Origin of the sequence: Noviherbaspirillum album (genome assembly GCF_035916955.1) — a bacterium.
GTDB classification, from domain to species: Bacteria; Pseudomonadota; Gammaproteobacteria; order Burkholderiales; family Burkholderiaceae_D; genus Noviherbaspirillum; species Noviherbaspirillum album.
This window is the reverse complement of record NZ_JAWIIV010000004.1, coordinates 111055-132264: the sequence shown is the minus strand read 5'-3', so window position 1 is coordinate 132264 and position 21210 is coordinate 111055. Positions and strand designations below refer to the sequence as shown.

General features: G+C 63.5%; 21 protein-coding genes. 17 read left to right on the top strand and 4 right to left on the bottom strand.

All coding sequences use genetic code 11. The features are described 5' to 3' along the window. The first annotated feature begins 57 nt into the window (after nucleotides 1-57). The 5 genes from RY831_RS06890 (at nucleotide 58) to RY831_RS06870 (ending at nucleotide 5114) form a co-directional block, all read left to right on the top strand. Nucleotides 58-1317, top strand: coding sequence for a dienelactone hydrolase family protein (locus tag RY831_RS06890; RefSeq protein WP_326505581.1), 1260 nt, complete (start codon nucleotides 58-60; stop codon nucleotides 1315-1317). An 88-nt stretch (nucleotides 1318-1405) separates the two neighbouring features. Then, nucleotides 1406-2656 carry an Hsp70 family protein gene (locus tag RY831_RS06885; protein WP_326505580.1) on the top strand — a complete coding sequence of 417 codons (1251 nt, stop codon included), beginning with the start codon at nucleotides 1406-1408 and terminating at the stop codon, nucleotides 2654-2656. A 127-nt stretch (nucleotides 2657-2783) separates the two neighbouring features. Next, nucleotides 2784-3554: a histidine phosphatase family protein gene (locus RY831_RS06880; protein WP_326505579.1), complete on the top strand. Its 771-nt coding sequence runs from the start codon at nucleotides 2784-2786 to the stop codon at nucleotides 3552-3554. A gap of 17 nt (nucleotides 3555-3571) precedes the next feature. Continuing rightward, a complete protein-coding gene (locus tag RY831_RS06875) occupies nucleotides 3572-4489 on the top strand; it encodes an NAD(P)H-hydrate dehydratase (protein ID WP_326505578.1) in 918 nt (305 codons plus the stop codon). A gap of 31 nt (nucleotides 4490-4520) precedes the next feature. Continuing rightward, nucleotides 4521-5114 carry a DNA-3-methyladenine glycosylase I gene (locus tag RY831_RS06870; protein WP_326505577.1) on the top strand — a complete coding sequence of 198 codons (594 nt, stop codon included), beginning with the start codon at nucleotides 4521-4523 and terminating at the stop codon, nucleotides 5112-5114. On the opposite strand, the gene RY831_RS06865 is transcribed toward RY831_RS06870, so the two are convergent. Both RY831_RS06865 and RY831_RS06860 read right to left on the bottom strand, forming a co-directional pair. Then, complete coding sequence (locus tag RY831_RS06865) at nucleotides 5096-5827, bottom strand: glutathione S-transferase family protein (RefSeq protein WP_326505576.1); 732 nt, start codon at nucleotides 5825-5827, stop codon at nucleotides 5096-5098. The two genes, RY831_RS06870 and RY831_RS06865, sit on opposite strands and share 19 nt — an antisense overlap. 63 nt (nucleotides 5828-5890) lie before the next feature. Further along, complete coding sequence (locus tag RY831_RS06860) at nucleotides 5891-6325, bottom strand: DoxX family protein (RefSeq protein WP_326505575.1); 435 nt, start codon at nucleotides 6323-6325, stop codon at nucleotides 5891-5893. Between the two features lie 74 nt (nucleotides 6326-6399). Between RY831_RS06860 and RY831_RS06855 the strand changes: the two genes are divergently transcribed. Then, on the top strand, nucleotides 6400-7293 hold the full coding sequence (locus RY831_RS06855) for a LysR family transcriptional regulator (RefSeq protein ID WP_326505574.1): 894 nt from the start codon (nucleotides 6400-6402) through the stop codon (nucleotides 7291-7293). A 129-nt stretch (nucleotides 7294-7422) separates the two neighbouring features. Beyond that, entirely contained in the window at nucleotides 7423-8031 is a 609-nt protein-coding gene (locus RY831_RS06850; RefSeq protein ID WP_326505573.1) for a hypothetical protein, read from the top strand. 280 nt (nucleotides 8032-8311) lie between these two features. Here RY831_RS06850 and RY831_RS06845 read toward each other — a convergent pair whose 3' ends face one another. Continuing rightward, nucleotides 8312-9211, bottom strand: a complete 900-nt coding sequence (locus RY831_RS06845; RefSeq protein WP_326505572.1) for a DMT family transporter — start codon at nucleotides 9209-9211, stop codon at nucleotides 8312-8314. 270 nt (nucleotides 9212-9481) lie between these two features. Between RY831_RS06845 and gcvA the strand changes: the two genes are divergently transcribed. The 8 genes from gcvA to sugE all read left to right on the top strand — a co-directional run bounded on the left by gcvA (nucleotide 9482) and on the right by sugE (nucleotide 15887). After that, the gene (gene gcvA / locus RY831_RS06840) at nucleotides 9482-10390 is read left to right on the top strand and encodes a transcriptional regulator GcvA (RefSeq protein WP_326505571.1); all 909 of its coding nucleotides are present in this window, start codon (nucleotides 9482-9484) and stop codon (nucleotides 10388-10390) included. An 87-nt stretch (nucleotides 10391-10477) separates the two neighbouring features. Further along, nucleotides 10478-11209 (top strand): AzlC family ABC transporter permease, encoded by a 732-nt coding sequence (locus RY831_RS06835; protein ID WP_326505570.1) that lies wholly within the window; start codon nucleotides 10478-10480, stop codon nucleotides 11207-11209. After that, on the top strand, nucleotides 11206-11532 hold the full coding sequence (locus RY831_RS06830) for an AzlD domain-containing protein (RefSeq protein WP_326505569.1): 327 nt from the start codon (nucleotides 11206-11208) through the stop codon (nucleotides 11530-11532). The genes RY831_RS06835 and RY831_RS06830 overlap by 4 nt, the downstream gene beginning before the upstream one ends. Before the next feature lie 113 nt (nucleotides 11533-11645). Then, the gene (gene siaA, locus RY831_RS06825) at nucleotides 11646-13655 is read left to right on the top strand and encodes a biofilm regulation protein phosphatase SiaA (protein ID WP_326505568.1); all 2010 of its coding nucleotides are present in this window, start codon (nucleotides 11646-11648) and stop codon (nucleotides 13653-13655) included. A gap of 21 nt (nucleotides 13656-13676) precedes the next feature. Then, nucleotides 13677-14216, top strand: coding sequence for a biofilm regulation protein kinase SiaB (gene siaB / locus RY831_RS06820; RefSeq protein ID WP_326505567.1), 540 nt, complete (start codon nucleotides 13677-13679; stop codon nucleotides 14214-14216). 20 nt (nucleotides 14217-14236) lie between these two features. Next, a complete protein-coding gene (gene siaC, locus RY831_RS06815; protein WP_326505566.1) occupies nucleotides 14237-14617 on the top strand; it encodes a biofilm regulation phosphoprotein SiaC in 381 nt (126 codons plus the stop codon). Between the two features lie 2 nt (nucleotides 14618-14619). Next, nucleotides 14620-15414, top strand: coding sequence for a biofilm regulation diguanylate cyclase SiaD (gene siaD, locus RY831_RS06810; protein WP_326505565.1), 795 nt, complete (start codon nucleotides 14620-14622; stop codon nucleotides 15412-15414). Between the two features lie 158 nt (nucleotides 15415-15572). Beyond that, nucleotides 15573-15887 carry a quaternary ammonium compound efflux SMR transporter SugE gene (sugE, locus tag RY831_RS06805; RefSeq protein ID WP_326505564.1) on the top strand — a complete coding sequence of 105 codons (315 nt, stop codon included), beginning with the start codon at nucleotides 15573-15575 and terminating at the stop codon, nucleotides 15885-15887. A 31-nt stretch (nucleotides 15888-15918) separates the two neighbouring features. Here the strand turns inward: sugE and RY831_RS06800 are convergent, their stop codons facing one another. Further along, nucleotides 15919-16449: an SET domain-containing protein gene (locus RY831_RS06800; protein ID WP_326505563.1), complete on the bottom strand. Its 531-nt coding sequence runs from the start codon at nucleotides 16447-16449 to the stop codon at nucleotides 15919-15921. 200 nt (nucleotides 16450-16649) lie between these two features. On the opposite strand from RY831_RS06800, the gene mnmC reads away from it, so the two are divergent. Then, nucleotides 16650-18554 (top strand): bifunctional tRNA (5-methylaminomethyl-2-thiouridine)(34)-methyltransferase MnmC2/FAD-dependent 5-carboxymethylaminomethyl-2-thiouridine(34) oxidoreductase MnmC1, encoded by a 1905-nt coding sequence (mnmC, locus tag RY831_RS06795; RefSeq protein ID WP_326505562.1) that lies wholly within the window; start codon nucleotides 16650-16652, stop codon nucleotides 18552-18554. 621 nt (nucleotides 18555-19175) lie between these two features. Next, a complete protein-coding gene (locus RY831_RS06790) occupies nucleotides 19176-21098 on the top strand; it encodes a PrkA family serine protein kinase (protein WP_151631925.1) in 1923 nt (640 codons plus the stop codon). The last annotated feature ends 112 nt before the right edge of the window (nucleotides 21099-21210 follow it).

Below are 21210 nucleotides of genomic sequence, written 5' to 3'. Positions count from 1 at the left end.
GGATTCGGCGGTTCGCACGACGAGCCGGTGTGTTTGCCCTTCGAAGTGTATGGATATATGTCTGACCTACTATTAGAGAAGCGCGCCGCGAAGAAGACCCGCATTTTCTCCGCATTCCGCTCCACGGTTTTTGCCACACTCACTCTCGCTACCAGCTTTCTTGCCTTTTCTCCCGCAGCCCGCGCAGTCGTTCTCGAAACCACCCTCAACGAACAAGTCGTGATGGTGCCCGCCACGTCCGGCGCCAAGACGGTGGAACTGGAAACTACCATCTTCAAGCCGCTCGGCAACGGTCCGTTTCCCTTGCTGATCATGAATCACGGCAAGGCCCTCGGCAATCCCCGCAACCAGAACCGCGACCGGTTCCTGGTCATCAGCCGTGAATTCGTCAAGCGCGGCTATGCGGTCGTGATCCCGATGCGCAAGGGCTTTTCCAAGTCCAGCGGCGACTATGCCGATCCCGGCTGCAACATGACTGCGCACGGCCAGCTGCAGGCGGAAGATCTCGACAGCACGCTTGCCTACCTGCGTACCCAGAGCTGGGCAGACAACGAGAATATCGTGGTGGCCGGCCAGTCCTACGGCGGCCTGACCACGCTGGCCTTCGGCACGCGCGCCGCGCCGGGCGTGAAGGGCTTGATCAACTTCGCCGGCGGGCTCAAGATGCATGGCGGAGATTGCCGCTGGGAGCAATCGCTGGAGCAGGCATTCGCCAGCTACGGCGCCAAGACCGTGCTGCCAAGTCTGTGGTTCTATGGCGAGAACGACAACCACTTCGGTCCGGCCCTGGCGGCGCGCCTGCGCGATGCCTATGTGCAGGCAGGCGGCCGCGCGAAACTCGTCGCCTACGGTCCGTTCAAGCGCGATGCGCATGGCATGAGCGGCAGCCGCGACGGCGTGAAGATCTGGTGGCCGGAAACGGAAAGATTCTTGAGTGAAGTCGGCATGCCGACCGAGACGCTGTATGTCATCAACGATGAATACAAGTTTCCGAAAACCGAGTATGCAGCGCTCGACAATGTGGATGCGATTCCCTACCTGCGTGGCGGCGCGCGCGAGCAATACAGGACTTTCCTGAGCAAGCCCATGCCGCGCGCCTTTGCCGTCTCGCCGACCGGGGCCTGGAGCTGGGCCGAGGATGGTGACGATCCGGTTGCGCAGGCGTTGGCCGACTGCCAGAAAAACAGCAGCCAGCCATGCCGCCTGTATGCGGTCGACGATCGTGTCGTATGGACCGACGAACAAGGCATAGGCGCCTCCACGGCAACCGCCGCGACGCCGGCGCCGGTCACGACTTCGGCCATCACCGGCCCGTGATTGTGGCGTATGATGGTCGGCTTTTTATAAGGGCTGAACAGTATCTTTCCGGCATTGCCGGGAGATGCTGCCAAGCTCTGTTCATGCCATGACCAATGCCTGCGGTGTCGATTTCGGCACATCCAATTCCACCGTCGGCTTCCACCGCCCCGGACAGCCCGCGCTGCTGGCGCTGGAAGACGGCAAGCCCACGCTTCCTTCCGTCGTTTTCTTCAATGCCGATGACAATGCGGTCAGTTTCGGCCGAGCCGCGCTGACCGATTATCTTGCCGGTTACGAAGGGCGCCTGATGCGCTCGCTCAAGAGCCTGCTCGGCACCAGCCTGATCGACAGCCAGACCGAAGTGCTGGGACGCGCATTGTCATTCCGCGACCTGCTCGGGCAATTCCTGCGCGAATTGAAATCCCGCGGCGAACAGGCCGCAGGCAGGGACTTCACGCAGGCGGTATTCGGCCGCCCCGTGCATTTCATCGATGACGATGCCAAGGCCGACCAGCTCGCGGAAGACACCCTGCGCGAGATTGGCCACAGTGCCGGCTTCCGTGACATTGCCTTTCAATACGAACCAATCGCCGCTGCCTTCGATTACGAATCCCGTCTTTCGCGGGAGGAACTGGTCCTGATCGTCGATATCGGCGGCGGCACATCCGATTTTTCGCTGGTGCGCCTGTCGCCGCAGCGTGCCAGCGCCAGCGACCGCCGCGACGATATCCTTGCCACCGCCGGCGTGCATGTGGGCGGCACCGATTTCGACAAGTACCTGAACCTGTCCTGCGCGATGCCGCTGCTCGGCCTCGGTACGCGCATGAATAACGGCAACGAAGTGCCGTCGAGCTATTACTTCAACCTTGCAACCTGGCACACCATCAACTTTGCCTATACGCAAAAGGTGTGGCGTGAATTGCAGGATGTATATCGCGATGCGCGTGAACGCGACAAGCTGGCGCGCCTTCTGAAACTGATCGATCAGCGCGACGGCCATTGGCTGGCGCTGAAAATGGAGGAAGGAAAGATCGCGCTGTCGGGTGCGGATCGCACCTCGCTCCATCTGGACCGGCTCGCCGCCGACTTGCACCTGGTCGTGCATCGCGCCAGCTTCGATGCAGCTATCGGACATCTCGTCGACAGCATCGGCAGCACGCTCGGCGGCCTGCTGCGCGACGCCGGGGTCGGCGCGGAAAAGATCGATACCGTGTTCTTCACCGGCGGTTCCAGCGGCGTGCAATTGCTGCGCCAGAATGTTTCGGCATTGCTGCCGAACGCCACCCGCGTCGAAGGCGATCTCTTCGGCAGCATCGGCGCCGGACTCGCGCTCGATGCCGTCAGAAAATTCGGCTGAGCCCGAGGCACGGCCAAGCTACACGGTCAAGTTATTGATGCAGCCCCGGTGCCGTTACGCTTGGTAACGGCCGCGCGAAACTTCGTGCGGAGGCAATTGTCATTCCCTTGAGTGAAAGGAATGCAAGATGCTGGAACAGAAATGGCCGCAGACAATCTGGATCGTGCGACACGGACAAAGCGCCGGCAATGTCGCGCGCGATGAAGCCGAGGCCGCCGGCCTGCCGCTGATCGACATCGCCACCCGCGACATCGACACCCCGCTGTCGGCGTTGGGGGAGCAGCAGGCCGATGCCCTCGGCCACTGGTTCGGCCAGCTGCCGGCGGAGCAGCGGCCCAGCGTGGTGCTGTCATCGTCCTACGTGCGGGCGCGCCACACCGCCGAGATCGTGCTGCAGTCGGCCGGCATCGACATCGACGACATCACCTTCAATACCGACGAACGCCTGCGCGAAAAGGAATTCGGCATCCTCGACCGCCTGACCAAGTTCGGCATCGTGCAGAAATACCCGGAGCTGCACGAGCAGCGCACCCATGTCGGCAAGTTCTATTTCCGCCCGCCCGGCGGCGAAAGCTGGTGCGACGTCATCCTTCGGCTGCGCAGCGTGCTCGACACCATCAGCCGCGAATACCGCGGCGAGCGCGTGCTCATCGTCGGCCACCAGGTCATCGTCAACTGCTTCCGCTACCTGGTCGAACGGATGGACGAGCGCCAGATACTGGAAATCGACCGCGTTGCCGACGTGCCGAACTGTTCCGTGACCTCGTATGAATTCGATGCCTCGCGCGGCAAGAACGGCAAGCTGGTGCCGCGCCTGGTCAACTTCGTGGCGCCGCTGCGTGAAGCCGGCGCCCCGGTCACCGCCGAGCCGGACGTGCCGGCGGCGCCGAAATCCTGAATCCTGATGGAGCTCCGATGAAAGACGCGACGCGGGCCGAACCCGTGCTGGTGGACGATGCGATGCTGCGGCAATGGCCGCTGCCGATGCCCGCCGCGGAAGGCGACAAGGAAGAGCGCGGCAAGGTGCTGGTGATCGCCGGTTCGCGCGAGATCGCGGGAGCGGCCATCCTGTCCGGCATCGGCGTGCTGCGCGCCGGCGCCGGCAAGCTGGCGATCGCCACCGCGGAAAGCGTCGCGCCCCTGCTGGCCCAGGCGATTCCCGAGGCCCGCGTGATCGGCCTGCCGGAAACCAAGTCCGGCGACCTGGCAGGCGCGGCGGCGGCTGACCGGATCGGCGGCATCATCGGACGCTACGGCGCGTTGCTGGTCGGCCCCGGCATGCAGAACGAAGAGGCCGTCTGCGATTTCACCGCCGCCTTGCTGCCGTACCTCGACGGCAGGCCGCTGCTGCTCGATGCCAGCGCGATGAGCGTGGTGCGTAAGCAGGAGGGCAAGCCGGCGTGCGTCAGCCGCTTCGAATCCCCGGCGCTGCTGACGCCGCATGCCGGCGAGATGGCGCACCTGACCGGCGCCGACAAGCAGGAGGTGCTCGACGACCCAGTCAGGGCCGCGCTGGATGCGGCACGGCGCTGGAATGCGGTGGTCGCGCTCAAGGGCGCCGTCACTCACATCGCCGCGCCCGACGGCAGGCTCTGGCGTCATGAAGGCGGCAACGTGGGCCTTGCCACTTCCGGTTCCGGCGACACGCTCGCCGGCATCATCGCCGGCCTGATGGCGCGCGGCGCGCCGCTTGAGCAGGCCTGCATCTGGGGCGTGGCACTGCATGCGCGCGCCGGCGAAAGGCTGTGCCGACGGCATGGTCCGCTCGGCTATCTCGCGCGTGAAATCCTCGATGAGATTCCGGCATTGATGCATGGCTTGCGGCCGCAGTAGAATCGGCTTTTCCGCCATTCTTCCTGCTCCCATGTCCGTTCCAGTCAATCCGGCCCCGCAGCGGTGCTTCTGGGCCAACCCCGCCAATCCGCGCTATCTCGCCTACCACGACGAGGAATGGGGCGTACCCTGCCACGACGAGCGCCGCCTGTTCGAAATGCTCAACCTCGAAGGTGCGCAGGCCGGCCTGAGCTGGGAAACCGTGCTCAACAAGCGCGACAACTACCGCATCGCCTTCGATGGCTGGGACCCGGAAAAGATCGCCCGCTACGACGCTGCCAAGGTGGCCGAACTGCTGGCCAATCCCGGCATCATCCGCAACCGCCTGAAAGTCGCGGCCGCCATCACCAATGCCCAGGCCTATCTGCGGCTGCGCGACGAGGCCGGCGGCCTTGCGCCTTACCTGTGGGCTTTTGTCGATGGCAAGCCGATACGCAATGCCTGGAGCGGCAAGGGCGACACGCCGGCCAGGACGCCGCTGTCGGACCGCATCTCCAAGGACATGTCGAAGCGCGGCTTCAAGTTCGTCGGCTCCACCATCATCTATGCCTACATGCAGGCAACCGGCATGGTCAACGACCATGCGGCGACCTGCTTCCTGCATCCTCACGCGGCGGCGGAATAGGGGCGCAGCGCCGGCGCGGCGGCCAGCAGGCGGCGCCCGAGCACGCCATCCTGGCGGATCACGAACTCGGCGAGCAGCGCCGCATAATCCTCCGATACCGCCGAGCGCACCGAAGGACGCCGGGCCAGCATTGCCCGCCAAGCCTGCAGCCTGGGCGCATCGGCGAAGAAGTCGATGCCGCTGACGCCGTCGAACACGTCGAAATACCGGAACACCGGCGCGAAGGCCGCATCGACCAGGCTGAAGCGCTCGCCGGAAAAATAAGGCCCGGCGCCGAGCGCCTTGTCGACCTGGCGCAAGCGGTCCGCCAGCACCGAGGCGGCGGCGGCATAGGCGGACTCGTCCCGCGCGGTGTAGAAGCTCCAGATCGCGTTCAGCGTGGCCGATGCGAATTCAATCCACGAGCGGTGCCTGGCGCGCTGCAGCGGATCGTCCGGATGCAGCGCTGGGCCGACGGTGTCTTCCAGGTATTCGCAGATGACGGCCGACTCGAACACGACTTCATGATCGACCCGCAGCACCGGCGTCTTGCCCAGCGGGGAGAGGGCGAGAAACCATTTCGGCTTGGCGGCGAGGTCGATGTCGATGCGCTGGTAGTCGACCTGCTTTTCCTTGAGCGCGATGACGGCGCGCTGCACGTAGGGACAGAGCTTGTGGCTGACAAGGGTAAGGGGAGTCGGGGAAGTAGGGGGAGTAAGGGGACTAAGTGCCATGATGTTGTTCTCCTGCGAGGTGGCGGGGCGGCGCGGGCGTGCGCCGCCGGGTGTGGGAATCGTTCAGGCGGTTTTCAGCCGCACGGGTAGCGCCGCTGCGGCCGGACGCAGTGCGAACGCGCCGTCGCCCAGCAAGCCGTGCACCACCGACATCGCGATCAGGAACAGCGGATATTCCCAGCCGCCGTTGGCATTGCTGAAGACCCAGCCGTTGCCGATGTGCGCGGACATCGCGCCGGCCATGATCGGCAGCAGCAGGAGCGAAGCGATGCGGCCATGCCAGCCGGCGAGGATCAGCGCGCCGCCGGCAAGTTCGAGCAGCACTACCGGCCAGGCAATGAAGGTCGGCATGCCGTGGCTGGCAAGGAAGGCTTCGAAGCCGGCGATGGAAAATACCAGCAGCTTGAGCAGCGCATGCGTGATCCACATGGTGCCGAGCGAGAGGCGCAGCAGGGTCGCTGCATAAGGGGCATAAGGGGTGAGGCGTTGATCGATCATGATGGATTTCCTTTCCAATCGGGTTGCGGTGGTGTTAATGTACGTTTGCACCGATACAATGGAAATAGGCGTTCATGAAACCGATCTATGCAAAAACGCAAACTGAGCTCAGCTATGCCGACCTCGAACTGGTTCTGGCTCTGGTGCGCGGGCGCTCTCTCGGCGGCGCGGCCGAGCGGCTGAAGGTGGATACCTCGACCGTGTTCCGCTCGATCAAGCGGCTGGAAAAGGACTTGGGCGAACTGCTGTTCGACCGCAGCCGAAACGGCTACCTGCCCACCGAACTGGGACGCGAACTCGCGGCCCATGCCGAGCGCATCGAGTCGCAGCTGCATGAGGCGCGGGATGCGGCATTCAAGAGCGGCGGCGCGCCGTCGGGCGTGCTGCGCATCACCACCACCGACACCATCCTCAACGGCTTGCTGATGCCGCTGCTGCCGCGTTTCACCGCCGCCTATCCGGGCATCGACCTGGAGCTGATCGCCACCAATGCGCTGGCCAACCTGAGCCAGCGCGATGCGGATGTCGCCATCCGCGCCACGCGCAAGCCGCCCGAGCATCTCGTCGGCAGCCGCCTCGGTACGATGCAGTCGGCCATCTATGCTTCGGAAAGCTATCTGCGGCGTTTCGATGAGGTGCCGCCCCTGGAACGAATGGACTGGATCGCGCTCGATGAATCGCTGGCAGAGCATCCCTCGGTCAAGTGGCGGCGCCAGCGCCTGCCGAAGGTCGTGCCGCGCTACCGCTGCAACAGCGTGCTGTCGATCACGGGCTGCGTGGTATGGGGCATGGGCGCCGGCGTGGCGCCGCTGTTTCTGCTCAAGGACAATCCGGCGGTACGCATGCTGGAAGGGCCGGTGCCGGAACTGGAAACCGATCTATGGATGCTCGCGCATCCGGACGTGCGCCATCTGCAGCGGGTAAAGCTGCTGTTTGATTTCATGAAAGACAATCTGGCCCTGTCCTGAGACAGCCATTGCACGCGTTTCCTGCGCAGTCTCAGGATGCTTGCCGCGGGCCATTGCGGCCACTCAAGAGTGAAATGCGGCGCTCTGGTACATCTGGGGGTTGCGACAGATTCTTTACGGGAGATTCGGATGAGGCTTCTTTTCACATCGCTGGTCATGCTCGCGCTGCTTCCCAGCGTCCATGCGGCGGAGCAAGACATCGGCGGCGTATGGGTTGCTTCACTCTGCCCACCGGATGTGCAGCGCGACAGCGGCAAGTGCGCCAGCTTCGTACTGGAACTGCATCAGCAGGACGGCAAGCTGTGCGGGACCCACCTGTTTTCCACCGCTGGCGCCGAACGCATCGATGAAGGCGCCGCGCCTTCCCTGGTCGGAGACATCAGCGACGCCGCCGCACGGGTGACTGTCGTCAGCGGCCGCTCGCCGGTGCGCGTGCCGGCCGAACTGAAGAGGGCAGGCAACACGCTGCAGTGGGCAAGGCTGGAAAGCCCTAAGGGGGATTACCTGCTGCCGCCGTCGGCGCGCCTTGCGAAATCGAAGAAGAAAACCATGTTCGCGCCGATGTTCGAGCAGGAACTGAAAGCGGCCTGTTCCTCGGTGTTCGCGATGGCTGCCGAGGCGCAACGCAAGCAGAACGAAGCCGCCGCTCCGCCGGGCGGCACTCCGCTGGGCGGCACTCCGCCGAACGAAGCGCCCAGGAGCGACGGCTCTCCATCCGGAGGCGCACCGGGGCGCTGAATCTTCTTAGAAGGAATTCACCACTTTCCGGATTTTCTCCGGCCTGAGGACTGATACATTGCCGCCGTGGTTGCACCGCAACCGCATTGGTAACGCATGCCGCGCCGGTTCATGGCGGCGCGGCAGCAGTCTCTCCTCAGTGTCTCCTGAGGTTTGGAGTGAAGGCGTCTCGTCTTCACTCCATTTTTTCCATGCCTTCGCCGGTGAATCCCGTGACGCCGATGAATGAAATGGAAAGCGGCAGCTGCGATGCAGCCGCCGGCCAGGTCGTGACGTGACGTCAGGCTTGCCGCACCGCCCTCCATTGCCTCCACTTGCCGAACAACCCCAGTGCCAGCGCGGTCGCGCACAACACGGTGACGATGCCCGCCACGGTGCCTGCCGTGATCGGCTCGCCGAGGAACAGCCATGCCCACAGCGACGCCGTTGCCGGCACCAGAAAAGTGACGGTGACCGCCTTGCTCGCGCCTTCCGCCGCAATCAGGTGGAAGAAGATCGCATAGGCGATGCCGGTGCAGACCACGCCGAGGACAATCACGGACAGCGCCACGTTCCAATTCATCGCCGCCATTCCTTGCGGCATCGACGGCGCCGTGATCGGCAGCAGCACGAGCGCCGCCGCCAGCTGGCTGCCGGTCGCCGTCGCCAGCGAGGGCAGGGCGGACGCCTTCATCCGGGTATAAGTCGCCGCATAGCCGTAGCAGGCAGCGGCCCCCATGCCGGCCAGCACGCCGAGTATGGTGTTAAGCGAGACTTCGCTCGGCCCGACGCCGACCAGCACCGCAACGCCCGCCATGCCCAGCACGCACGAAGCCATGCGCGAGGCGCTCAGTTTTTCCGATAGCAGCAGGTAGCCGAACAGGCCGGTGAAGATGGGCGCCAGGGAATTCATGGTGGCCATGTAGGAGGAAGGAATGTGCAGCGCCGACCAGGCGAACAATGCGAACGGGATCGCGGTGTTGAAGAGCCCGATCACGAGATAGGTTTTCGCGTTCTCGCGCCAGCCGAAGCGGATGCCGCGCGAGCGGGCAAAGACATACAGTGCGACGGCGGCCAGCAGCGCGCGCAGGAAGGTAGTCAGCACCGGCCCCAGCGCGGGCGAAACGATGCGCATCAGCATGAAGCTGGTGCCCCAGATGGCGCCGAGCAGCAGCAGGCGCGAGAGGTTGGCAGTGGACATGTTCGGTCGCCGGTGGTGGATGGGGAGCGGGCCTTGCAGCCGCATGTTCGCCGCATTCTCGCAGCATGTTTGCAGCGTCTTTGCCTGTTGCCGCCCTCCCGTTTTCGTATAAGATCGAAGACGGCAGACCGATTCACATGGCATGGCCTTGCGCCTGATTGTAGGCGGCACGTCCCCGCTTCGCGAACGACATTTATTCACACCAGTTGTTAGAAAAACTAACACCAGGAACAGTTTTTCCGCCGATATGCAAGTTTCTACATACCGATCATGAAACCGCCTCTTCTCGCACTGCACGTATTCGAATCCGCCGCGCGCCACGGCAGCTATACCCGGGCCGCGGATGAGCTGCATGTCACCCACAGCGCAATCAGCCAGCAGATCCGGGCGCTTGAAGGCACGCTCGGCGTGGCGTTGTTCGCCCGCGAAGGCCGCCAGATGCTGCTGACCAAGGAAGGCACGCTTCTGTTCAAGCGAATCCAGCCGGCGCTGCGCCAGCTCGGGCGGGCATTGACGGAAATCGAGGAGCACAAGCGCGCGCCGTCGATCACCGTCACCACCCTGCAGTCGTTCGCCAACCGCTGGCTGCTGCCCCGCCTGGGGAAGTTCCAGAAGCTGCAGCCCGACGTGGCCGTACATATCCAGGCGTCGCAGGATCTGAAGGACCTCGAGCGCAGGGAGGCCGATATCGCCATCCGCTACGGCATCGGCAGCTGGAAGGGATGCGACGCCGTCAAGCTGATGGATGAATGGCTGTTCCCGGTCTGCAGCCCGGCCTTCAACAAGGGCCGCCTGCCGGCGTCGCCGAAAAACCTCAAGCGCTTCCGCATCCTGCGCGACGACTGCGACATGGAATGGAATGCCTGGAGCAGCGAAGCCGGGATCGACCCTGCGGAATTCCTGCACGGCGCCAACTATAGCGACAGCAACCTGATGCTGAGCGCGGCCATGGCCGGCCAGGGTATCGCGATCGGCCGCAGCGTGCTGGTGTCGGAAGACCTTGCCGCCGGCCGGCTGATGCCGGTATGCGATGTCATCGCGCGGGGGCCATTTTCCTATTACATCGCCACCGCGAGCCAGGTTGCGAAGTCGCCGCAGCTGCTGGCGTTCGAGCAATGGCTGCTCAAGGAAGCCGCCGCATTCGAACGCCGCGAAATGCGCGCGCTCAAGGTGGCATGAATGGTGGCACGAATGGTGGCACAAGCACCGCGCAAGCAGCCGCCGGCATCCCGGTTTTTTACCATGCGCGGCTGAAAGGAATTTTCCATGTCGCATACCACGCGTTTTTCCAGTTTCGGCGCCGGCGCGCGGGATACGCTGCCGATGCTGGTGGGCGCCGCGCCGTTCGGCATCATCTTCGGCACCCTGGTCACGGCCGGGCCGCTGGCCGCCTGGCAAGGGCAGCTGATGTCGCTGTCGGTCTATGCCGGCTCCAGCCAGTTCATCGCCACCGGCCTGGTCGCCGGACATGCCGGCATGCTGGTGATCTGGCTGACCACCTTCATCGTCAACCTGCGCCACATGCTGTATGCGGCCACGCTGCTGCCGCATGTCGCCCACCTGCCGGCGCGCTGGCGCTGGACGCTCGGCTTCTTCCTGACCGATGAAACCTTCGCCGTGATGAACGGCTATTACAGCCGGCATCCGCGCGCGCCGCTCGGGCACTGGTATTTCCTCGGCTCCTGCATGGCGATGTACTGCAACTGGCAGGCCTGGACGCTGGTGGGGCTGTCGTTCGGCGCGGTGTTTCCGCAGCTGCAGTCGCTCGGCCTGGACTTCGCAATGGTGGCGACCTTCATTGCAATCGTCGTGCCGCAGCTTGGCCGGCTGCCGCACCTGGCCGCCGCGCTGGCGGCCGGCGCCTTCGCCTTCCTGCTGCGCGACCTGCCCTACAAGCTGGGACTGATGTCGGCCGTGCTGATCGGGGTGGCGGTCGGCATGCTGATGTCGCGCCGGCAGACGCGCATTTCCCGGGCTGGCGGGGAGGAGGCGGCATGAATTACACGCTCATGATTCTCGGCATGGCGGCGGTCACGGTGGCCATCAAGGCCACGATCTTCGTGCTCGGCGGACGCGTGGCATTTCCGCCGTGGCTGCAGCAGGCGCTCGGCTTCGTACCGGTCACCGTGCTCACAGCCATCATCGTGCCGATGGTGCTGGCGCCGCACGGCGAGGGGCTCGAGCTGAGCTGGCGCAACCCGCAGCTGATCGCCGCCATCGTCGCCGTGCTGGTGTGCGCCGCCACCGGTCGCCAGCTGCTGACGATTACGATTGCACTGCTCGTGTTCTTCGGCTGGCAATTCGCCGTGCTGGCAAATTGACAATCCCGGCCGGAAAATCATAGAAGCCTTGTCGGATATAAGCATTTGACATTGCAGTGCAATCCAATGGCTGTCAGAATTTCCGTTAATCATCATTTTTTACCGGAGATCACATGACAGGCGCTCTCGGACTGCGCGGCAAGTCGGTTCTCGCGTTGTTCGGCACCTGCATGCTGGTGCTGCTGCTGGCGGGCGTGGCCGGGTGGCAGGCGGTGGAATCCATCCGCTCCCACCTGGGCGTGGCTTTCACCCGCAACTTCACCCTGCTGAACCGGGAACGCATCTTGGCGCCGGTCGCGCGCGAGCTGGCGCTGTCCCTGCGGCTGGCGCGCTCGCAGTCGATCCAGCAATGGCTCAAGGATGAAAACAACCCGGAAAAGAAGGCCCTGGCGCTGCAGGAAGCGGAAAGCTTTCGCAACGATTTCGACGACAAGTCCTTCTTTCTGGCGTCGGCCTTGTCGTACCACTACTATTTTTCGGATGCGGAAAAGCCGACCAATGGCGAACCGCGCTATACGATTAAGCCGGACGATCCGCACGACATCTGGTTCTTCAATTCCCTGAAAAGCACCGAGGCGTTCAACATCAACGTCGATCCCGACCCCAAGCTGGGCCTGACCAAGGTGTGGTTCAACGTGCTGGTGCGCGACGGCGAGCGCAAGCTGGGCCTGTGCGGCACCGGCCTCGATCTCTCGAAATTCCTGAGCGATTTCATTTCCACTTCCGAGCGTGGCGTGACGCCGATGATCGTCGATGTCAACGGCGCCATCCAGGCCCATCCCGACAACCGGCACATCGCCTTCAATTCCGGCGCCGGCGTGGATGCGAGCGGCAAATCCCTGTTCGGCCTGCTCGAACACAAGGGAGATGCCGACCGGGCGCGCACCGCGCTGGTCAACGCCGCACGCCATCCCGGCAGCACCGAACCCTTCTTCGCCACGCTGCACGGCAAGAAACAGCTGCTGGCCGCCTCCTATATTCCGGAACTCAAATGGCATGTACTGACCGCGGTCGACCTGGAGGCCGCCGAAGTGATCGACAGCAGCCTGCTGAGATGGATCGCGCTGGCAGTGTTCCTGCTGCTGGGCATGGTGATGGGCGGCTTCGTGTATGCGATGAACCGGCTGGTGCTGGCGCCACTGCTGAAGCTGAAGCAGTCGGCGCGCGAACTGGCCGCCGGCAATTATGCGCTGGCGCTGCCTCCGGCCCGCAACGACGAGATCGGCGAGCTGACCGCCGCCTTCGCCGCCATGGCAAGCAAGGTGCGCCGCCATACCGAGGAACTGGAAGAGACGGTGCGCGAAAGAACCCGTGAACTGGTGCTGGCCAATCGCGACATGAGCGTCGCCCACAAAAAGATCAGCGACTCCATTTCCTATGCCAGCCTGATCCAGCGCGCCATCCTGCCGGACCGCGAACTGGCGGCCGCGCTGGGCAGCGATCATTTCGTGCTGTGGCGCCCGCGCGATGTGGTCGGCGGCGATTTCTACGTCTACCGTGAAGTCGAGGGCGGCTGCCTGATCGGCGTCGTCGACTGCGCCGGCCACGGCGTGCCGGGCGCGTTCATGACCATGCTGGCGCGCGCCGCCATCGACAAGGCGATCGACGAGGCGGGCGCGCAAGATCCCGCCGCCATCCTCGCCCGCACCGACCAGGTGGTGCGCTCCATGCTCAAGGCCCAGGGCGGCGAGCGCGACATTGCCACCATCATGGATGCCGGCCTGGTGCATGTGGATGTTGCAAACCGCCGCGCCACTTTCGCCGGCGCCAAGATTTCGCTTTACTGGAGTGAATGCGGCGAGGGCGGCGAAGTCGAGGATATCGGCAGCGCCAAGGGCGGCCGCCGCTCGCTCGGCGATCGCCATCAGGGCGAATATGCGAACCAGTCGGTCGATTTGCTGCCGGCGCGCACCTTCTACCTCGCCACCGACGGTTTCCTCGATCAGGCCGGCGGCGACAAGGGTTACGGTTTCGGCAATGCGCGCTTCATCGACATGCTGCGCCGGTACGCAGGCCGTCCGCTGGCGGAGCAGAGCGAAGCCTTCGCAGCCACGCTGGCCGAGTACCAGGGCGGCCATGCCCAGCGCGACGACATCACGCTGGTCTGCTTCCGATTCATCTGAAACTGACAATACGGATATCCCATGCTGATTGATTTATTCTCATTGCAGCAAACCTATAACCAGCAGCGCATCATGCTCTGTTTCAACGGGCCGCTGACGAAGAGCCTGATCGAAGAGATCGGCAATGCGCTGCGCAACTACATGAAGCTTGAAAACGCCACGCCGTCGTCATCGATGGACGTGTTCGGCGCCTATATCGAGATGACGCAGAACATCCGCCACTATGCGGCGCGCAAGGGCTGGTCCGACAATGAAGCTTCGGCTACCGTCGTCATCGCGCGCGATACGGAGGGGCGTTATGCGGTCATGGCCGGCAATATCATCGACCGCGCCGACGGCGCGGACCTGACGGCGTGCGTGCAGCAGCTAGCCGCGCTCGACAAGGCCGAGCTCAAGGCGCGCTACAAGGAACAGCTGCGCAAGCCGCGCGGCGAGGGCAGCACCAGCGGGGCCGGACTCGGCCTGATCGACCTGGCGCGCAAGGCCAGCGAACCGCTCGCCTGCTCGCTGCAGATGCTGGAGGACGGCCGCGCCTTCTTCAGCATCCGCGTCGTGATGTAATCCATCGGTAAGGAACAGGAATGAACAATCTGCACATAGACAGCACCCAGTCGACGCCCTCCATCATCGCCGATGCCCAGTCCGGCGTGATCGAGATGCGCGGCGACTCCTATCCCGAGAACTCCTACGAACTGTTCTCCCCGGTCATGAAGTGGATCGACGATTACCTGGCCGGCAACGGCCGCGGCCTGGTTCTCAACCTGCACCTGCTCTACCTCAATACCAGCAGCGTCAAGGCCATGATGGATATCTTCGACATGCTGGAGGAGGCGCACCGCGCAAAGCGCGAGGTGACGGTCAACTGGTACTACGACGAGCAGAATGAACGCGTGGCGGAACTGGCGGAGGAATTCAAGGAAGATTGCAGCTTTCCTTTCGTGATCACCAGCCTGGCGGGTTGAGCATGCGCGCCGACAAACAGATCGAGCAGATCGAGCAGACGGTCGAGTCGCTGCTATCGGATCCATCGCATCGGGACAACCCGCTGCGTCCGGCGCTCGACGAGCTCTATGGCGAATTCCGCGGGCTGCTGCACCAGATCGACCGCGTCACCCGCATCTCCGACCGCTATCAGCATGTCAGCCAGGCGGAAAAGCTGTCGCTGACCGAGCGCTACCAGAAGCAGCTGCGCCAGCTGGAAAAGATTGCCCGCATCTCGGACCGCTACCAGTCCATGATGCGCGATCTCAACGAAGCGCTGAAGGAAGCCTCGACCCGCGATGCGCTGACCGGCATCGGCAACCGGCGCATGCTGATGGAAAGGATGAAGACCGAATCGGCCCGCGCCGAAAGGCTGCACCGGCCGCTAACGGTGGCCCTGCTTGACGTCGACCGCTTCAAGTCGGTCAATGACGCGCACGGCCACGAGGCCGGCGACAAGGCGCTCGTCGAGATCGCGCACGCCATCGTGGCCAGCGTGCGCGACTATGACCTCTGCGGACGCTGGGGCGGCGAGGAGTTCATGGTGATCATGCCCGAGATCGGCGCCGACGAAGCCGCCATCGTGGTCGAACGGGTGCGCCAGGCCGTGATGGCGCTCGACATCACGGCCGGCGATACCCGGCTGGCGCTGTCGGCCAGTTTCGGCATTGCCGAGCGCCGTGGCGGAGAAAGCGTGTCCGAGACCATCAACCGCGCCGATACGGCCCTGTTCGACGCCAAGCGCGACGGCCGCAACCGCTACAAGATCGCTCCCTGAAACGATCCGCCGCTTCGGCTACACTTCCCATCTGCGCGGCGGCAACCTGCTGTCGCCATCCGGTGCAGGCCGCGCCTGCAACCGCCTATGAAAACGGGGACGACCCCGTCTTTCCCTGTCATCCCGTGGACGGCCACGGATTCCTGAAAGAGAAAGCAATGCCCTGGATATTGTTATTGATCGCCGGTCTGCTCGAGATCGGCTGGGCCATCGGCCTGAAATACACCGAAGGCTTCACGAAGCTGTGGCCGTCGGTCGGTACCTTGCTGTCGATGGTTCTGAGCGTGGTGCTGCTCGGCATGGCGATGAAGACCCTGCCCGCCGGTACGTCCTACGCGGTCTGGACCGGCATCGGCACCGCCGGCACGGCGATTCTGGGCATCATGCTGCTGGGTGAATCGGCATCGGTCGCCAGGCTGCTCTGCCTGGGACTCATCCTGTGCGGCGTGGCCGGGCTCAAGTTCTTCGAGTAATCAACCGCGGGCCGCCGTCCCAGACTCGGGCTCAGGCGGCCTGCTTTTTCCTGCGCTTGGGCGCCAGCAGCGTGCCCCGGCAGGACGGTGTGCCGCACAGGCACTGGTAAGCCTTCTTCAGCGCCGGCGTATGGCGCTGCTCCATGATCAGGCCATAGTCGTAATACAGTTCCTCGCCGCGCCTGATATCTCGCAACGCATAAATGTACACCTTGCCGCCTTCCTCGCGCGCCTCGCAGTTCGGCTCGCAGGAATGGTTGATCCAGCGCGAATCGTTGCCTTCGTCGCCGCCGTCGATGATCCTGCCGCTCTCCAGGCTGAAGAAGAAGGTATGGAAGCAGTCCGCCGGCTTCAGGTTCTCGCGGCGCACCGCCTCCTTCCAGCTGATGCGCTTGCCCTGGTATTCGATGATGCGGGCACCTTCCGGAATCTTGCGGATGGCGAACACGCCGTTGCCGTGAATCTTCGAGTGGCGCACGGCATAGTAGGCCTTGTCTGATGCTGTGGACGCTGCAGAAACTGCAGATGCGGATGCGATGTCCGCGGTGCTGGATGTTTTCATGTGGGCGGAAGGGCGATGGCGGCCTGGTTCGTCGTTGTCGATGTCATGTTCCATACGGAGAGCGCATGTCCGAATCCACGCACTTCCCGGAGAAACAGCGAGTGTAATCAATCGGGCCGCATCATGCATGCGCCGGCGCACATTTTCGAAAGCGCGTTCGCGCCCGGCTACAATGAAGCGTCCCTCGCCACTTCATCATCATGCCCGCTCATCGCCTCGCTCCCGCCACCCTGAAGCTGCAAGACGGCATTCCCTATGCCGATGCCCATGGCGACAACTATCACTCCGCCAAAGGCGGCCTGGAACAGGCGCGCCATGTCTTCCTCGGCGGGAACGGCCTGCCGCAACGCTGGCAGGGGCGCCGCAGCTTCGCCATCCTGGAGACCGGCTTCGGCTCCGGATTGAATTTCCTCGCGACCTGGCAAGCCTGGCGCGACGATCCGGAGCGCAGCGCGCAACTGCATTACGTGGCCATCGAAAAACATCCGTTCGCCGCATCCGATCTCGAAAAGCTGCATGCGCTGTGGCCGCAACTGCAGCCGCTGTCGGCGCAACTGTGCGCCGCCTGGCCGCCGCTGGTAGCGGGATTTCATCGCCTGGCGCTGGATGAGGGACGCATCCAGCTGACGCTGGCATTCGGCGATGTCGCCGACTGCCTGCCGGAGATCCAGGCGGCGGCCGATGCCTTTTACCTCGACGGCTTCGCTCCAAGCAAGAATCCCGGGATGCGGGCACCCCAGATACTCTCCCGCCTCAACCGGCTGGCTGCGCCGGATGCGACGCTGGCCACCTATGGCGTGACCGGCGATGGCCGGCGGGCGCTGATGCAAGCCGGCTTCCTTTGCCAAAGGCCGCCGCGTTTCAGAGGCAAGCCGCAGATGCTGGTGGCGCGTTTTGCACCACGCTGGCAACAGCCGCTGCGCATTCCGGTGCAGGACCGGCGTGCTATCGTGATCGGCGCCGGCATCGCCGGCTGCGCCGCCTGCGAGCGCCTCGCCGCGCGCGGGTGGCAGGTCACCCTGGTCGAGCGGCATGCGCAGCCGGCACGGGAAGCCTCTGGCAACATCGCCGGCATCGTCATGCCGATGATGTCGCGCGACGGCAACCAGGCTTCGCGGCTGGCGCGCGCCGCCTACCTGTATGCGGTCGCCCAATGGCGGCAGCTCGGCGGCATCGGCGCCGCCTTCGCCGGCCGCCAGTGCGGCGTGCTGCAGCTGGCGCACGATGCGCAGCAGGCGACGCTGCAGCGCGCCGCGCTGGAGGAGCTCGGCCTGCCCGCGGATTTCGTGCGCTGGTCGGAGCCGGCGGACGCGGCCGCGCTGACGGGCAATCGCGCAAGCCATGGCGGCTGGTTTTTCCCTCAGGGTGGCTGGGTGACGCCGGCCAGCCTTTGCGAAGCGATGCTGTCGGCCTGCGGCGCCAAGCTGTTGCGCTTGTTCTGCAAAGGGGCGGCTTCGTTGGAGCGCAGCGGCGGCATCTGGATGGTGCGCGACGAGGCGGGCGCGGAAATTGCAAGCGCTCCGGTGGTGGTGGTCGCCGGCGGCATCGACGGGCATCGCCTGCCGCAAACCCGCAGCCTGCCGCTCGATGCCATCCGCGGACAGGTGACGCATCTGTCGGCCGCTTCCGTGAAAGCGCCGCCGCTGGTGATCTGCGGCGACGGCTACGTCACGCCGGAAGTGCAGGGCATCTGCACCGTTGGCGCCACGTATGACGACGATCGAGAGACGGTCCTGCGCCGGGACAGCCAGGAAGAGAACCTGCAGCGGCTGGCGCAGCTGCTGCCGGCTGCGGTGACTGTTACTCTGGGCGCGGAACTGCGGGGGCGGGTCGGCTTTCGCTGCGTGACGCCCGACCGCATGCCGCTGGTCGGCGCGCTGCCGGATGCCGATCTTCCGATCACCGGCAGCCGCCTGCGCGATGTGCCGCGCCATCCGGGCTTATACGGCCTGATGGGGTATGGATCGCGCGGATTGATCTGGGCGCCGTTCGCGGCGGAACTGCTGGCGTCGATGCTGGAAGGGGCGCCCTTGCCGATCGAGCGCAGCTTGGTGGATGTGATCGATCCCGCGCGGTTTGCGTTGAAGGCGTATCGGCGGGGGTAGGCAAATGAACAGAAGGGTTGGGGATGAGGGCGGCTGCAAGGGAAAATGACGTGGCAAGCACTGCTACCCCCGGCCCCTCCACGCGGACGAAAGAATCTTAGAGTTTTCGCTCGCGCTTACCGTTACTGCACATTGAAACGCGTCATCGCAATCGTGGTGAAATAGGAAAGCAAACTCCGCCCAGCCTCATTGCGCACCACCTTCAATGATGCGCTTTCTTCATCACCCCCAACGCGCGAACTGCGCTGCCTTTACGCTCCAATTCCCTTGATCGACGCTTCACTCTCCGCATCGGCACGCGAGGCGTCCAAACGCCTGTCGCATTTACGCAGCGCTGCTTAAAAATCGGGCATTGAAAAAGCGTTAAAAATTGACCGCCGCTGACCGCATCCGCACTAAAAAGTTTTGCGCAATCGAATCAAAAAATCAAAAAATCTCACGATAAATAATCGTTTGAAAAGAGTATTTGAAAACTCATTTTTTTAAGCTTCGGCGCTTACAAAAAAAAGCCGAAAATTTCCTAGCGACCAGCGAAATTCGGGCGTAGTATGAAATTGCGGAGTGGAAATTCAGTCTTGAATCCGACCCCGAAGCACCGGCATTTACATCAAAGGAAACCCCATGAAAATCTTTGACAACTACGCAGCACGGTATGAGCGGACTCGGGAAGAGGAATACTCCCTGCAGGAATATCTGGAACTGTGCAAGCAAGATCGTCTCGCCTACGCCACCGCTGCCGAGCGCATGCTCGAGGCCATCGGCGAGCCGGAGATGATCGACACGCGCCACGACTCGCGCCTGTCACGTGTCTTCGCCAACAAGGTTATCAAGATCTATCCCGCCTTCCGTGAGTTCTACGGCATGGAAGAGGTGATCGAGCAGGTGGTGTCCTACTTCCGTCATGCGGCCCAGGGCCTCGAAGAACGCAAGCAGGTTCTCTATCTGCTCGGCCCGGTCGGCGGCGGCAAATCCTCCATCGCGGAAAAGCTCAAGTCGCTGATGGAGCAGGTGCCCTTCTATGCGATCAAGGGCTCGCCCGTCAACGAATCGCCGCTCGGCCTGTTCAATGAACTCGAGGATGGCGACATCCTCGAAGAAGACTACGGCATCCCGCGCCGCTATCTCAAGACCATCCCCAGCCCGTGGGCAGTGAAGCGCCTGCACGAGTTCAACGGCGACATCAACCAGTTCCGCGTGGTCAAGCGCTATCCGTCGATCCTGAAGCAGGTCGCGATTTCCAAGACCGAGCCGGGCGATGAAAACAACCAGGACATCTCCTCGCTGGTCGGCAAGGTCGACATCCGCAAGCTCGAGGATTATTCCCAGGACGATCCGGACGCGTACAGCTACTCCGGCGGCCTGTGCCTTTCGAACCAGGGCCTGATGGAATTCGTCGAGATGTTCAAGGCGCCGATCAAGGTGCTGCACCCGCTCTTGACCGCAACGCAGGAAGGCAACTACAAGGGTACCGAGGGCTTCGGCGCGATTCCCTTCGACGGCGTGGTGCTGGCGCACTCGAACGAATCCGAGTGGAAGGCCTTCCGCAACAACAAGAACAATGAAGCGTTCCTCGATCGTATCTACATCGTGAAGGTGCCGTACTGCCTGCGCGTGTCGGAAGAGATCAAGATCTACGACAAGCTGATCCAGAGCTCCTCGCTGTCGAAGGCGCCCTGCGCTCCCGGCACGCTGAAGATGATGGCGCAGTTCGCGGTGCTGTCGCGCATCAAGGATCCGGAAAACTCCAGCATCTTCAGCAAGATGCAGGTCTATGACGGCGAGAACCTGAAGGACACCGATCCGAAGGCGAAGTCGCGCCAAGAGTACACCGACTACGCCGGCGTCGACGAAGGCATGAACGGCCTGTCCACCCGCTTCGCGTACAAGATCCTGTCCAAGGTCTTCAACTTCGACAACACCGAAGTCGCGGCCAATCCGGTGCACCTGCTGTACGTGCTGGAACAGCAGATCGAGCGCGAGCAGTTCGCGCCCGAGGTCGAGCAGCGCTACATGTCCTACATCAAGGAATACCTGGCGCAGCGTTACGTCGAATTCATCGGCAAGGAGATCCAGACCGCCTACCTGGAAAGCTATTCCGAGTACGGCCAGAACATCTTCGACCGCTACGTGACCTTCGCCGACTTCTGGATCCAGGATCAGGAGTTCCGCGATCCGGATACCGGCGAGAGCTTCGACCGCGATTCGCTCAACAATGAACTGGAGAAGATCGAGAAACCGGCGGGCATTTCCAATCCGAAGGATTTCCGCAACGAGATCGTCAACTTCGTATTGCGTGCCCGCGCGCAGAACAACGGCAAGAACCCGGCATGGACCAGCTATGAAAAGCTGCGCACCGTGATCGAGAAGAAGATGTTCTCGAACACCGAGGAACTGCTGCCGGTGATCTCGTTCAACGCCAAGGCCAGCGCCGACGACGCCAACAAGCACCAGGAGTTCGTCGCCCGCATGGTCGCCAAGGGCTACACCGCCAAGCAGGTCCGCCTGCTGTGCGAGTGGTACCTGCGCGTGCGCAAGTCGTCGTAATTGGTTGTACTCCTCTTCCGGACTAGCTGTTCTTAGCCGCAAGCTGCAAGACCTCGGTGGCTCCTTCCGCTTCAAGGGGACGTAGCAGGGAATTCGCAATGCATGCATTGCG